The organism is Chitinophaga sp. RCC_12, assembly GCF_041360695.1.
In the GTDB taxonomy this organism is placed as follows: domain Bacteria; phylum Bacteroidota; class Bacteroidia; order Chitinophagales; family Chitinophagaceae; genus Chitinophaga.
Genome location: NZ_JBFUPS010000009.1, coordinates 178814 through 191955 on the forward strand (window position 1 = coordinate 178814; position 13142 = coordinate 191955).

Annotated in this window: 13 protein-coding genes; 9 read left to right on the top strand and 4 right to left on the bottom strand. The window is 47.0% G+C overall.

Going from position 1 to position 13142, the window contains the following annotated elements; all coding sequences use genetic code 11:
• Positions 1–372: 372 nt before the first annotated feature.
• The gene (locus AB6805_RS24160; protein ID WP_370912026.1) at positions 373–2796 is read right to left on the bottom strand and encodes a TonB-dependent receptor domain-containing protein; all 2424 of its coding nucleotides are present in this window, start codon (positions 2794–2796) and stop codon (positions 373–375) included.
• A 152-nt stretch (positions 2797–2948) separates the two neighbouring features.
• On the opposite strand from AB6805_RS24160, the gene AB6805_RS24165 reads away from it, so the two are divergent.
• The gene (locus AB6805_RS24165) at positions 2949–3791 is read left to right on the top strand and encodes an ester cyclase (protein ID WP_370912027.1); all 843 of its coding nucleotides are present in this window, start codon (positions 2949–2951) and stop codon (positions 3789–3791) included.
• A gap of 236 nt (positions 3792–4027) precedes the next feature.
• Positions 4028–5428, top strand: a complete 1401-nt coding sequence (locus tag AB6805_RS24170) for a hypothetical protein (protein WP_370912028.1) — start codon at positions 4028–4030, stop codon at positions 5426–5428.
• Positions 5429–5487: 59 nt separating this feature from the next.
• Here AB6805_RS24170 and AB6805_RS24175 read toward each other — a convergent pair whose 3' ends face one another.
• Positions 5488–6141, bottom strand: a complete 654-nt coding sequence (locus AB6805_RS24175; RefSeq protein WP_370912029.1) for a Crp/Fnr family transcriptional regulator — start codon at positions 6139–6141, stop codon at positions 5488–5490.
• Between the two features lie 81 nt (positions 6142–6222).
• On the opposite strand from AB6805_RS24175, the gene AB6805_RS24180 reads away from it, so the two are divergent.
• From AB6805_RS24180 to AB6805_RS24195, 4 genes are all read left to right on the top strand, one after another.
• On the top strand, positions 6223–6918 hold the full coding sequence (locus AB6805_RS24180) for an HAD family hydrolase (RefSeq protein ID WP_370912030.1): 696 nt from the start codon (positions 6223–6225) through the stop codon (positions 6916–6918).
• Positions 6915–7547, top strand: a complete 633-nt coding sequence (locus AB6805_RS24185) for a CatA-like O-acetyltransferase (RefSeq protein WP_370912031.1) — start codon at positions 6915–6917, stop codon at positions 7545–7547. The genes AB6805_RS24180 and AB6805_RS24185 overlap by 4 nt, the downstream gene beginning before the upstream one ends.
• 175 nt (positions 7548–7722) lie before the next feature.
• Positions 7723–8280: a lipocalin family protein gene (locus tag AB6805_RS24190; protein ID WP_370912032.1), complete on the top strand. Its 558-nt coding sequence runs from the start codon at positions 7723–7725 to the stop codon at positions 8278–8280.
• A gap of 175 nt (positions 8281–8455) precedes the next feature.
• A complete protein-coding gene (locus AB6805_RS24195; protein ID WP_370912033.1) occupies positions 8456–8947 on the top strand; it encodes a hypothetical protein in 492 nt (163 codons plus the stop codon).
• Between the two features lie 45 nt (positions 8948–8992).
• Here AB6805_RS24195 and AB6805_RS24200 read toward each other — a convergent pair whose 3' ends face one another.
• Positions 8993–9133: a hypothetical protein gene (locus tag AB6805_RS24200; RefSeq protein ID WP_370912034.1), complete on the bottom strand. Its 141-nt coding sequence runs from the start codon at positions 9131–9133 to the stop codon at positions 8993–8995.
• A 12-nt stretch (positions 9134–9145) separates the two neighbouring features.
• Positions 9146–12259: a lantibiotic dehydratase gene (locus AB6805_RS24205; RefSeq protein WP_370912035.1), complete on the bottom strand. Its 3114-nt coding sequence runs from the start codon at positions 12257–12259 to the stop codon at positions 9146–9148.
• A gap of 256 nt (positions 12260–12515) precedes the next feature.
• Between AB6805_RS24205 and AB6805_RS24210 the strand changes: the two genes are divergently transcribed.
• Genes AB6805_RS24210 through AB6805_RS24220 form a run of 3 tightly spaced genes read left to right on the top strand, consistent with a single transcriptional unit; the run spans position 12516 to position 13093 of the window.
• The gene (locus AB6805_RS24210) at positions 12516–12677 is read left to right on the top strand and encodes a hypothetical protein (RefSeq protein ID WP_159454461.1); all 162 of its coding nucleotides are present in this window, start codon (positions 12516–12518) and stop codon (positions 12675–12677) included.
• A gap of 15 nt (positions 12678–12692) precedes the next feature.
• Positions 12693–12875: a hypothetical protein gene (locus tag AB6805_RS24215; protein WP_370912036.1), complete on the top strand. Its 183-nt coding sequence runs from the start codon at positions 12693–12695 to the stop codon at positions 12873–12875.
• A gap of 32 nt (positions 12876–12907) precedes the next feature.
• The gene (locus tag AB6805_RS24220; protein ID WP_370912037.1) at positions 12908–13093 is read left to right on the top strand and encodes a hypothetical protein; all 186 of its coding nucleotides are present in this window, start codon (positions 12908–12910) and stop codon (positions 13091–13093) included.
• Positions 13094–13142 lie beyond the last annotated feature (49 nt).

Consider the following 13142-nt stretch of genomic DNA (forward strand, 5'->3'; position numbering starts at 1 on the left):
TTTAATCTTTTTGTTACCAAAATCAGTTTGTTATGGGTTAATACTAAAAAAGCCTGCATCCCGCTTTTTTTCAAGGTCCTAATATAGGATTTTATCTTTCATATAAACCCAAAACCACCTGTTAATGTATTGGTAATAAAGTAAGTTGGTTTTTTAACTTATCTAGCTTTCCTGCCCGGGTGTTACAAGCCCGGATATGCAGTTCCCGGCCGCTAAGCTACCAAAAAGCAGCCATTCTGCACCTGTGGAAATTCTCAGGTTGCAAGTGCTGTTTCTGGCATGCTCTATGCGCTGGCCCGCAGGCCAGCGCTGAATCGGTGTAGGAATCTGTGCAAAAAAGGGATGCGTATAAATTTCCGGTTTTATCATCATTTAATGAACCCGGCCTCTCTCTTCCTGGTTGCCGGTGTCACCGGCCGGCTGTTTAGTGGCCCTGCTGCCAAAGCGGTAACTGATGCCCAGCTGCAGGTAACGGTTCAACTGGAAGTTGCTCAGCTGCTGCCGCGCGCCGTTGATGGTGGAGTTAATGGTCATGGCGCTGCTCTGGCAAATATCATTCATGGTTAACACGATGTCTACTTTCTTCTTCATCACCGACGCCTTCAGCCCTATATCCAGTTTAAAATAAGCATCTGATCTGCCAATATGATTTATTTCGGGAAACTGGTACCAGCAGTTGATGGCCCCTGCAAAAGTTTTATCGCGGTTGAAATAGATATTATTATTTGTGGCAAGATACATTCCCCAGCCACGGATACTACTCACCTGCGGAATGTCGGAATGTGCGTCGGTATGGTAAAGGGTTACCTGGTTATTGTTGTCGAGCCAGTCAAAAACAGTAAACGACACACTTTCCGAGATGCCATACCGGTAAGTCCGGATAAAGTTTAACGGAACCGTATACACGAGGTTGGTGTCTGCACTGGCGATGGTAACGTTGTTAAATCCATCATCTGTTTTATTAAAAAATAAGGAAGAAGTAAACCTGTTCCTGAAAGTATGTGATAATTCGATATTGGTGTTATACTCCGGGTTTAACGCAGGATTCCCTTCGCCATAACTATAAGCGGTATACAACGATTTGAAAGGGTTCAGGTTCCAGAACGACGGGCGGTTAATACGCCGGCCTGCTGTAAAAGCCAGGCTGTTGTCTTTATTGGCCTGCCATGATACCGACAGCGACGGGAATAACCGGAAATATTTATGTTGAGTGCGCTGATCCAGCGTATAGGAGTAACCGGTAGTTTGCGTAAGTTCCCCTCTCAAACCAGCTTCATACTTCCAGTTGTCCTGTTCCTTGTTCATGCTCACATACAGCGCCTGCGTGTTTTCCTGGTAATCAAACTCGTTGCTGAGATTTTTGTCGTATTCCAATCCGCCGGAAGAATCCTTGTTATAATAAAAAGCATTGCTGTAGTTATCGATAAAGCTCAGCTTGCCGCCTACCAGGAACTTTGCAAAACGGGTAGGGAGTTCCATATCTGCTTTCAGCGTGTAAATATGAATGCGTTGCTTGTTATCGTCGTAGTAACGGGTGGTGCCGGAAGGGTGGGTGGTGTTATCACCCAGGTAGTTATTGCTTTCAAAATCGGACCGGTCGGTGCGGTAGTAGCTGAAGTAGTCTGCATTCAGCAGCAGCCTGCGGCCGGTGGTATCAAAGTTGATCGCGGAATGCAGGTTGATAGAATGATTATCGGCGATAGGGCGGTAGGTGGCGTGTGTTTTCATGATAGAATCCTGTTTGCCGGTGGCATTGTCAAATACCGGGTTGTTCACGCGGTCGCCGCCATCATACACATTTTTACCGCCCTGGTAATTCAGCCCGATGGTGGCCTTCCGGCTGATCCTGTAATCAGCGCCGGCGATTACATTCGCATTGAGATAGGTATATTTACCGGTGTCCGACTGTATCCAGGTTTGCTTCGGGTAATAGATGGTGGTCCGGAAGCCTTCCAGGTGCTGATCCTGGTCGAGGTTAATACTCCCGTAAGCCGACCACCGCGCGGCGTTGTAGTTCAGCGTGGCGTTTACATTCAACGCCTCATAGTTACGGGTGCCATACACTACGGCGGGGTTGTGAAGCCATCCTTTGGCATTGGCCTGCACGGTGCCGGAGTAGCCTTCGTTTTTACGCTGACGGGTAGTGATATTGATTAGTCCTGCATTTCCTTCTGCGTCATACTGTGCGGAAGGATTTTTGATCAGCTCAATTTTCGAGATCTGGCTGGCAGACATAGATTTTAAGTAGCGTACCAGGTCGATGCCGGCCAGTTGCACCAGGCGGTCATTTACCATCACTTTTACCGCTCCCTTACCGGTAATGCTGATTTCATTGTCGTTCACTTTTATGCCGGGCACTTTGCCAATGGCTTCCAGCACATTGCTGCCGGCAGCGGTAATGTTAGACGCCACATTGTACACCAGTTTATCCGGGTTGTTTTCAATAGCGGGTTTGCCGGCCGTAACGGTCACTTCACCCAACCGGGTATTGGAAGGTTGTAAGGTGATGTTTACCACTGTATCACGGCGAATGCTGAAATGCAGCGTGGCGGCCTGGTAGCCGGTAACAACGGCATTCAGCGTGTATTCGCCTGCAGACAGCCTGGTAAAGCGGAAGCTGCCGCTGCTGTCTGTTTGCAATACCTGCTGCGGATCCCCGGGTAACCGTTGAAGGCGTACAATGGCATAAGCAGCGGGCGTATGAGATGAATTGTTCACTGTGCCTGTAAGTACCGCCTGCGCATAAACGCCGCTGCTGATAATACTTATCAGGAAAAAATTAATCAGAAATTTCAAAGACGTGGGTTTTATTGGTAATAGATCGGGGCTAAGATAGAAAAACTGGCCGTAATGAAAAACATGAATAAGGACAAGTGGTTTTGGTAAATCAATGATTTTTTACAATTCCGGGTTTTGGGGGAGAGATACTTTTGTAAAAAGAAAAACAAATGAAAACCGTTCATCTTACGATATACCTGGTCACTACACTGCTACCAGCGATGTCATTTTCACAGGGAAAAAGTATTCATCAACAAAAGGAATTTAAAATAACAGATATGGAAAAGAACAAAGCCATTATACAGGAACTATATGAAAATGTCATGAACAAAAAAGACATGCGCCTGTTGCCGTCCATTGTATCCGAAGCGTATACCGGTCCGGAAGGACACAAGGGCGTGGCGGGGTTTACTGCGCCCATTGCACCACTCATCGCCGCCTTCCCGGACATTCAGTGGAAATTATCGTCACTGGTATCAGATGGGAATAAGGTAGTGGCGAAATGGACCTGGTATGGCACACAAACAGGGCCGTACAAAAACATTCCTGCTACCGGCAAAGCTATTCATATCAACGGCGTAGCCATCTATGAATTTAAAGATGGAAAAATCATCGCATCAGAAGTACAGACCGACCGCCTCGGGTTTTTAACCTCGCTGGGCGTATTACCCGCGGATATTGCCACGGCGCCGGTAAAAGAACAGGTACAGTTCATTGATAAATTTCTGGTGCCTGCTGCGGGCATCGCGGAATTCAAGCAGCGGGTGGCGGTGAACCGGCGCCTCATTAAAACGCTCCCCGGCTTTATTTCAGATGCTGCCTATGAATATTTTGATGAGCAGGGCAACCTGGTGTATGTTACCATTGCACAGTGGGAAAACAAAGCGGCGGTAGCCAGCGCCAAAGAACAGGTGCAGGCGGAATACAAAAAAGAAGGGTTTGATATGCCGGGCATGATGAAACGCCTGGGGGTGACTATGGACAGGGGATTGTACACCCGCGCAACAGAATAGCCGCGGCAATAAAAAGTAAAAAAGGTGTGCAGCGTACTGCGCACCTTTTTTTATGTGTCCTTTAATATCTGTTTACAATTGTTTAAAATCCGTTGACAGGTTACTGTAAAAAGATGTGTTAACTTATCTACCTGAACAACCAAAACTGCATTGATTAGTAACTGCTTCACCAGGAGCAGTTGCGCATGATTGAAAACCCGAAACCCCCTTCATTCACTCATCTTAAAAAAAAACGTATGAAAACTTCATTGTTTGCTGCGGCATTTATTGTGCTGGGCATACTGCCGGGATGCGAAAAGAAAAGCACTTCCGGCGGTGATCTTCAACCCGTTGCCGGAAAAAATAACCTGCAGGTGTTAGCCACGCCACCCGCCACCTGGCAGGAACATTGGTTTGAACACCAACAGCTGCTTAACCGCGTTTTTTATGATACCAGCGTAGCAGTGTATTTTGATAATGATGTAAACAGCAGCATTACCTGGCCCAACACCTACCTCGCGCAGGTATGGAACTATACCAAAAGCACTTACGGCGCTTTTGGCGACGATTCCCGCCTCTTTGTAATCCTGCACTCCGGCAAATATTCCGGTGGGCATCCTTCTACGTATATGGATGCCAGTCATGATTACCGCAACGTAATAGATGTAGGCTCCTCTGATCCCAATGCTTGGATCTCCGGCGCCGGCAACGACATTGACCTGACTACCCATGAAGTGGGGCATATTGTGGAAGGCGCTTCCAAAGGCGTACACGGCTCCCCGGCGTTTGGCATCTGGCACGACAGCAAATGGATGGAAATCTACCAGTACGACGTGTACCTGGCCCTGGGCCGCAGTGCCGATGTAACCCGCTGGTATAACATGAAGATCACCCAAACAGATGCTTATCCCCGCGCAGGCACTTACTGGTTCCGGGATTGGTTTTATCCAATCTATCACAACTACGGCGGTGTGGCAGCACTGAATAAATTCTTCGCACTGCTGGCGCAGCATTTCCCCAAACAAACGTACAACAACGGCATCACTACTTATCCCGAATACACCCGCGGCCTTAACTTCGGGGAATTTGTACATTACTGGAGCGGTGCTGCCAATAAAGATCTGAAGCAATTAGCCCTCACTGCCTTTGGCAATAAAGATGAAGGGGGCAACGACTGGACAGCACAGCTGAAGCAGGCAAAAACGGATTTCCCGGGTATCACTTATCCGTCGGACGACATCACCGGTTCAGGCACTATTACGGTGAGTAAAGAGAATAATGGCGGCGCCTCCGCGGCAGAAGGCTCCTTGAAGCTCACCGATAATGTATACAGCACCAAACTGTTTGTAAATGCGGTGCCTGCTGATTTTAAAATGCAGCTGCAGTTTGCCACCGCGCAAACCGTGAAATCATATACCCTCACTTCCGGTAACGACGCTGTAGACCGCGATCCTAAAAACTGGCAGCTGAAAGGCTCCAATAATGGTACTACGTGGACGGTACTCGATACGCAAACAAACCAGGTGTTTGGCGCCAGGAATCAGACCAGGCAGTTTGCCATTTCCAATACTACGGCGTATAAATACTATGCCGTGTATGTAACCGCCACCAATGGCAGTGCGGATTTCCAGCTAAGTGAGTGGAGATTATTTAAATAGATAAATTGGGCTGTTGCTGTAAAAAGGAACAGCCTTTTATTTTCGTATGCTGATGGCCGTTATCCCATATCCTCAAACCGGCGCAATATTTCTTCCAGTTGCTTCCTGCTGAGATCAATGTTCATCCCCTGCGGATCCAGGATATTTTTGGATCTCAGTTCTTTCAAGGTCCTGTTAAAACTCCGGATCGTAATACCCAGGTAAGATGCCATATCCTTTTTGGGAATCACAATGTCCTGTTCTGCTTCCAGCGCCAGTAACCGGAGCAATGCATATTCCACCGGGTATAGTTGCTGGTAAGACGCGCGGATACAGGTTTGGCGGATACGGATCACCAGTTCTTCCAACATCAGCCTGTTAAACTCCGTATTGTTGACCAGCAGCCAGCTAAACAAGGTATGCGGAATGGCATATGCTGTTACGGGCGTAATGGCTTCAATATTACACAGGCATTTTTCTTTCCTGATGCCTTCCAGGTCGCCGGTAATTTCACCCTTTCCCAGGAATTCGAAAATATAGTCTTTCCCGTTATCTTCTTCAATATAACATTTTGTAATACCTTCCCGGATAATATAAACATGACTGATGGTATCGCCCTGGCGGATGAGCCGCGTGCCGGCAGCAAAGGTTTTAATGGCCACTGCTTCGCCCTCCGCGCTGCTGGCGGTGAATTGTTCCATGAAATGAAGAAAAGCAGGATTGGTCCGTAACATACTTTTAAGAAGTGGGACAAATGTCCCGTTTTATAAACTGCCGGGTTCTATTTTTGCATCCGGAAAAACGTAAAAATAACAATGATCTCTGACATTAGCGTGATTGCATTCGATGCCGACGACACCCTTTGGGTAAATGAGCCTTACTTCCAGGAAACAGAAGCCCTTTTTTGCAGCCTGCTGGAAGATTACCTGCCGCATCATACCGTATCGCAGGAGCTGTTTAAAACGGAGATGGCCAACCTGGAACTCTATGGTTATGGCATAAAATCTTTTATGCTTTGCATGATAGAAACCGTGTTGCGCGTATCCGAAAATACGGCCAGCCCGGAAGTTTTGCATAAGGTGCTCCAGTATGGAAAAGAAATGCTGGATAAGCCTATTGTGCTGCTCGATGGGGTAGAAGAGGTGCTGCAGGCGCTCTCCGGCAAGTATCGCCTGGTAGTGGCCACAAAAGGCGACTTGCTGGACCAGGAACGCAAACTGCGAAAATCGGGCCTGGAGCATTATTTCCATCATATTGAAATAATGAGCGATAAAAAGGAACGCGACTATCTTAAATTAATAAAGCACCTCGACTGCAAGCCGGAAGAATTCCTCATGATGGGCAATTCCCTGAAATCGGATGTATTGCCGGTGCTGGCACTGGGCGGTCATGCTATCCATATTCCGTATCATACCACCTGGCAGCATGAACACATCGATCATACGATCGAAGATCCCCGTTTTTATGAGTTTACAACAATGGCAGATATCCTGCCGCACCTGATATTATGAAACAATTATTAGATCTGGACACCTGGGCGAGAAAGGAACACTTTAACTTCTTCCGCCAGTTCGAAGAACCTTTTTTCGGGATCACCACCGACATCGACTGCACTGCTGCCTTTAACAACGCCAAAGCCAGCGGGGATTCCTTCTTTTTAAGCTACCTGCATAAGTCGCTGGCAGCCGCCAATGAGGTTACCCCTTTCCGTTACCGTATCGCCGGCGATGAAGTATGGGTGTATGACCAGGTACATGCGTCACCTACCATTAACCGGCCCGACGGTACTTTTGGTTTTGCATATATGAATTTTTATGAAGATGCAGCGGCGTTTGAAGCCAGCAGCAAAGCGGAAATTGAAAGGGTCCGTCAGAGTACGGGGCTGATACCGGCTGTGTCGGGCGAGAATGTGATCCATTATTCCTCACTGCCCTGGATTAACTTTACCGCCGTATCCCATGCGCGGAGTTTTTCATTTAAAGATAGCTGCCCTAAAATTACTTTCGGCAAGGTGAAAGAGGCGGGCGACCGGAAAATGATGCCTGTATCTGTGCATGTGCATCATGCGCTGATGGATGGGTTCCATGTGGCGCAGTTCCTGGAAGGGTTTCAGCGAAGGATGGAAATGTCTGCCCCGTAGGCGGGCTCATTTTCCTTGCCTTCTCAATTTCTTACCTCTATTTGTAGCAATTTAGCAACACTCCCGGTCCATCTTTTATTTTAAAACTCCCTGCCAGCAGTCACTTCCGGTCAGGCAGCCTTTTTGCGGTACCTCCCGCAAAATTCAGACACATCATTTTGAAAAATCATGCTTTATGAATAAAAAATTGCTGGTCCTGGGAGCAGCTGCGTCTGCTGCCGCCGCATATTTGTTGTATAATAATACCAAAGTGTCCATTCCCAAAGGGGCCAAAGCCGTTTCTCCTTTTGACATACAAAAATTCCTGGGCACCTGGTATGAAATTGCCCGGCTGGATTACCGGTTTGAACATTATCTCAGCAATGTTTCTGCCACCTATTCATTAAAGGAAAACGGGGAAATAAAAGTGGACAACAAGGGTTATGATACTAAGAAATACCGTTGGAAAGAAAGTGAAGGTAAAGCTGTGTTTGTGAGTACACCGGATGAAGCCCGGTTAAAAGTATCTTTCTCAAGACCGTTTTACGCCGGGTATAATGTCATTGATATCGATGAAAAATATCAATATGCCCTGGTGGCCGGCAACAACCTGAACTATATCTGGATTTTATCGCGTACCCGGACTATCCCCGAAGATATTAAAATCCGTTTCCTGGCAACGGCCGCCGCGCTGGGATATGATACCGGTGCACTCATATGGACCAAACATGATAGTTATGTGGGACCCAGTTGAGGCCGTGGATAAAATAAATTAGGATTTACTAAAAATATTAGTATTTTTGTTTCAGAAAGCAAATGAATAATGTAAAAAAGCCTTGAGAACCATGCTGTAGTGGCCATCAGGGCTTTTTTATTTTATATAGGTACTAACTATCTTAGTATCTTTCCTGGAATGTTAAATTCAGTTCATGCATAATCCCCTGGCGCTGCTCTCTCCGGAATTAGTGATGTCTTTGGCAAAGCATGGTTTTGTTGCTTTTGTAAGACAAAGCTATCCGCGTGGAAAAGATCATTTTGATACGGATACCATTGAAACTTTTCTCATTACCCCCTATAAGCAACTTGCACTGGCAAATGAGCACCTGCAACATATTTCAGCGGATTATAGAAAAAGCATTTACCATACCGCTAACCAGGAAGAGATGATGAAACTGATGACTGCCGCTTCACAACCTAAAGGATATAAAGTGTATGTAGCGTTACTGAAAGTCCGGAAATGGAAAGGAACCGCGCAGCTGGAGGAGAAATTAAAACGCTACCTGCAAACAAACACCAAATGGAAAGTAAAAGATGGCGCCATAGTGGCCGATCTCTACCTGCATTATGGAGAACTGATGCTGAAGGTGGTAAACCCGGTCGGGGAAATCAGGTTGCCCTTGAGTGAAGTAGAAAGACTTTAAAAGAGGGTACCGGTGTAAAAAATAGCCGGCACCCCGGTGAAACAGCTAGCAGTCGAAAGTCCTGATTACCGTAGTGGTAGGATGAGTGATCTTTTTCTGCTGTTGATCTGTGGATGTAATACCAGCACTTAACCTGGCCACTTTAATAGTGCCGAGCTTCATTTTTTGCTCATTCTTCTTTTTCATACCAATATGTATTTAGTGAGTAATTGCCTTGAGCTGTTTTTTAGAGATGGCCACCATGGATTCATAGTACCTGCTGAGGAAATGATAGATCACCAGTTCATGTTTACGCTGATTGGATAACAGGATCCTGTTAAGGAACATATGGATGTAGCTGCAAAGGAGATCGTCGCGGTTGGCGAGCTGTATGCCCGCAAGCTGTTCCTGTATATGAGTTGAGCGGGTTTGAAAGCAAGCCACGGCCGCTTCAATACCATGTTCGCTGTCCTGCATAGGATCAAGAATACTGCTCACTTTCCGCATTTCTTCCCGGTATTTGTCGTTGAGTTGTACCAGTAAGGGTTTTTCACCGCCAAATTCTTCGAAGAAGCTTTTCTGAAGCATTTTCAATAAGGCCGATTTAGCTGGCAGCGTATACCCGAAATCGTTCAGCAGCATGTCCACACCTCTCAACGCCAGCATCCAGCGGTAGTTTTCACCTTCTTCTTCTTCCAGGAGATCCAGGATACTGATAACGCATGTACTGTCGTAATGAAACACCGCTTCGCTAAACAGCATGGTATCCGCGCCATAGCGTTCAATTTCCCTTTCGTAGGTATCTGTTTGAAGCCGGTGTATGCTATCGGTGGGTAGTGCGGCGTGCAATCTTTCCAATACGGTACTCCAGAAATGCGGATTAGTGCTGTGGTGGAACCTGATCCGCAGGTGATGTTCGGGATCGGTGTACCGGATAAAAAACCATTGGTCAATGATGTTTTCCTGCATCAGTTCCTGTGTTAACGGGAGGATCTTTTCTTTCAGGATATTTTCTGCACTCCGCGTACCTGCGTATAGTTTCACATACAGCCATTCACTGCCGGTACTGAATTTTCGTACAGGCGTAGTGGTAGGTGTGGTAATTATTTCGTTTGTTTGTTTTTTCTCTTTTTCGGAAGATATATTCCTGAGTGGAATAATAAATTCGTTGGTATGTGCGCCATCGGGGCCGTTGATCCAGCAGTTTCCGGGGGTATGGAGGAACTCCTGCAGGGTTACCTGTTCTTTTTTCAGCAGGGTGGTTACCAGCAGATGCACCGCCACTTCGTTTTCAAGATCGGCCGGCAGTTCATTGTCGCCTTCCTTTACCACTACATAACGGGGAAGCCCCAGCTGCGCGCTGATCTCCCGGAAAATTTCCATATACTTTTCCGGGGTTGCTTTAGCCAGTGCCGGGTATGTTTTTTTGTGCAGCATCCAGGTTCCTTTGCTGAGGATGATGTTGCCATACTGTATGCGTGGATAAAAGGATACCTCGCCGGGTACCTGCCAGTGCCAGCCAATGCCGGTATGGTAGTCCTGGAATTGCAGATCACAGAGGAATTTATAAACCGGTAGTCCCTGCCGGTAATTATGCGCGGTGCTGAGGCGCGGGACAATAATTTTATTCAGTTTCCTGGAACGCAGCACTACCTTATTACGTTGCACACTCACCATCAGATCGGAAAGGTGCAGCTGGTACGCTTCCGGGGCGAGGCTATTGGCCAGGTACACAATTTCGTACTCCCGTAACCGTGGCCGCATAAGAATGTTGCCTGTCCGTGATTCCGGGAGGTGAATAATTTCTGCATAGATTTTTTCCGGGTCGCTGGCTTCCTCTGCTTTTAAACAGGCTTTTACATGGGTGGCCAGTTCTTCATCACCGTGACAAAACCTTCCCAGCAGGTTGGCGGCGGAAGGGCCGCTGCAGCCATTCATATCGAAGAGGTAGTCGCCGTTATCGATGGCTTCGGCGCTGTTGCTCAGTATACTCCCCATGAGGTACATGCTGTGGGGAAGGGAAGGCGTTTCTTTTTCCCGGAAGCTTTCCAGGTGCTCACGGGTGAGGGTGATCACCTTTTTGTTTTCCTTGAGGCACTGGTGTAGCTGTTGCAGCTGAAAGTCCTGCAACTTACTGCGGGTGCCCGCAGCCACGGTATTACGTGGTGGAAGGTGTAAATTATCAACCAGCGGCGTATGGTCTGTATTGCTCTGGCTGTGGGCGCCGTAGCCGATACCGGCTTCACTGTCCAGGGCCAGGCTGAGCGGAATTTCCTGCTCTTCGTACCGTTGCCGGAAGGCATCGCAAAACTGCCGCAGGTCGCTGTTGTTATCGTTGCTGGCCAGTTTCCACAGCTGCGCTACCTGGGCGGACAATTCATTGATAACGGTATGGCTCAGGGTATTTTTTGCGGTTGAAAGAAACAGATCTGTTTGTACCAGGTCTTTGTTACTGGTTTCCGTGAGCAGCGACTGCACCAGCTCATGGGTGGTGGTATACTTGCCGGTGCCTGTCTGTTGCAGGTTAAGCATACTTTGTATGGTCGTCAGCAGTGCGGTTGTTTCGGTGGTATGCTCCAGGTTTTTTAACCGGTTCACCAGGTGGCTAAAAAACTCTTCGCCTGCAACGGTGGGCTCCAGTTCACTTACCAGCAGCTGGTTCTGCAATAGTTCTTCGGTGAAAACTTCAGCATCTTCTGCACTGATATCTTCTTCTTCGCTTACAATGCTGTTGCGTATGTCCGCCAGCGTGGCGCCGTTGCGGGCTGTTTCCAGCATTTTTTCCAGGTAGCTGCTATAATTTACGGCGGTGAGATAATAATTGCGGATCTTATTTTTAACGCTGTAGGCCGCATAGCGATATTGGTTACCGGCAGCATACAAGGAGTTGTTGGGATAATACAGCAGTTGTTCCCGGATGGCCGGTATGGCAGTAATGGCGGCGGTAAGCTCTGCCACATAGTTCATGTCGAGACGGCAATGTTTTTTATGCAACTGTTTATCATTCAGTTCAATAGCCGTGTGATCTGATAACCCGCCGGTGGCACAGCCCGCAAAGAGACCGTAAGGTGTGCATCTGCTGCTCATCCGCAGCAGGTAGCGGTACAGCGCTGATGCCAGTTTCTGGTTTTCGCTGTCGGTGGCCAGCCACTTCTGCAACTCCTGGTATAGTTCCGGGGAAGCAATATAAATAGCTTCCTGGAGAAATTCATCCCGGAAAATAGCTTTGATAACAGGAGCGAGGGAGGCTTGGGAGATATGGTGTAACTGAGTGACAATATTCACCGGTAATAGCGGTGTTCTTACCACATAGAAGTTTTCAGCTCTGATCATGGCGCAAGGTCAACATTAAAAAAATGAAGGTAATTTTTTCTGCCACAGTATAGTATCACGTAAAACCGGTAAAAAAGATGTTTAAACATCTTTATGTGAAAAATCACGTTTTTACGTGATCCCTATATTCTCACTTTCTACCTACATTTATCATCAATCCTGTAATCTTATAAAAACCTGTATTTCGAATGACCCTATTATATTGAACCTGCCAAACTTATTGTCTATTTATTTTTCAACCATAAACATTTGCGAAATGAGAAAAACACCTGTAAAAAAATTGGCCCTCGGTAAATTAAAAGTGGCTAAACTCAGTATCAGCAGCCAGGAACAGGCCGATGGTAAAGCACCTACATATACCGGCTGCAGCCTGTTTATGAAATGTACTCCACCTATTTCCAAAGATCCTTGCTTCTAATTAAACTGAACAACCATGAAAAAATCCGGTAAGAAACTGAGTCTCGGTAAAATTAAAGTGGCCGACCTCAGCAAAGTCAATAATGACAGCAGGGGAGCTGCTCAATTCATTCCATCACTGGCCTGTGTTCCAAGCGTTAAGATCACCTGTCTTAGCCAGGGCGCACCTGTATGTAGTGAAGACTCCTGCATTTTCTAATTTCATCATTGTACTGTTAAAAAAATTGTGTCATGAAAAAATCATCAGGCAAAAAACTCAGTCTGGGTAAAATAAAAGTGGCCAGTCTTTCCAATGCAACAGGACAACAGATGGCGGCAACTGTCGGCACCTGTTCCGTTTTATGTTCGCTCCGGATTTGTACTGACAACATCAGTCAGGGTGCTCCCATTTGCAGCCTCGACTCCTGTCGCTACTGATCAGTAACAGATCGATAATTTTTCACAGCAACCTGACTGTATGGCAAAA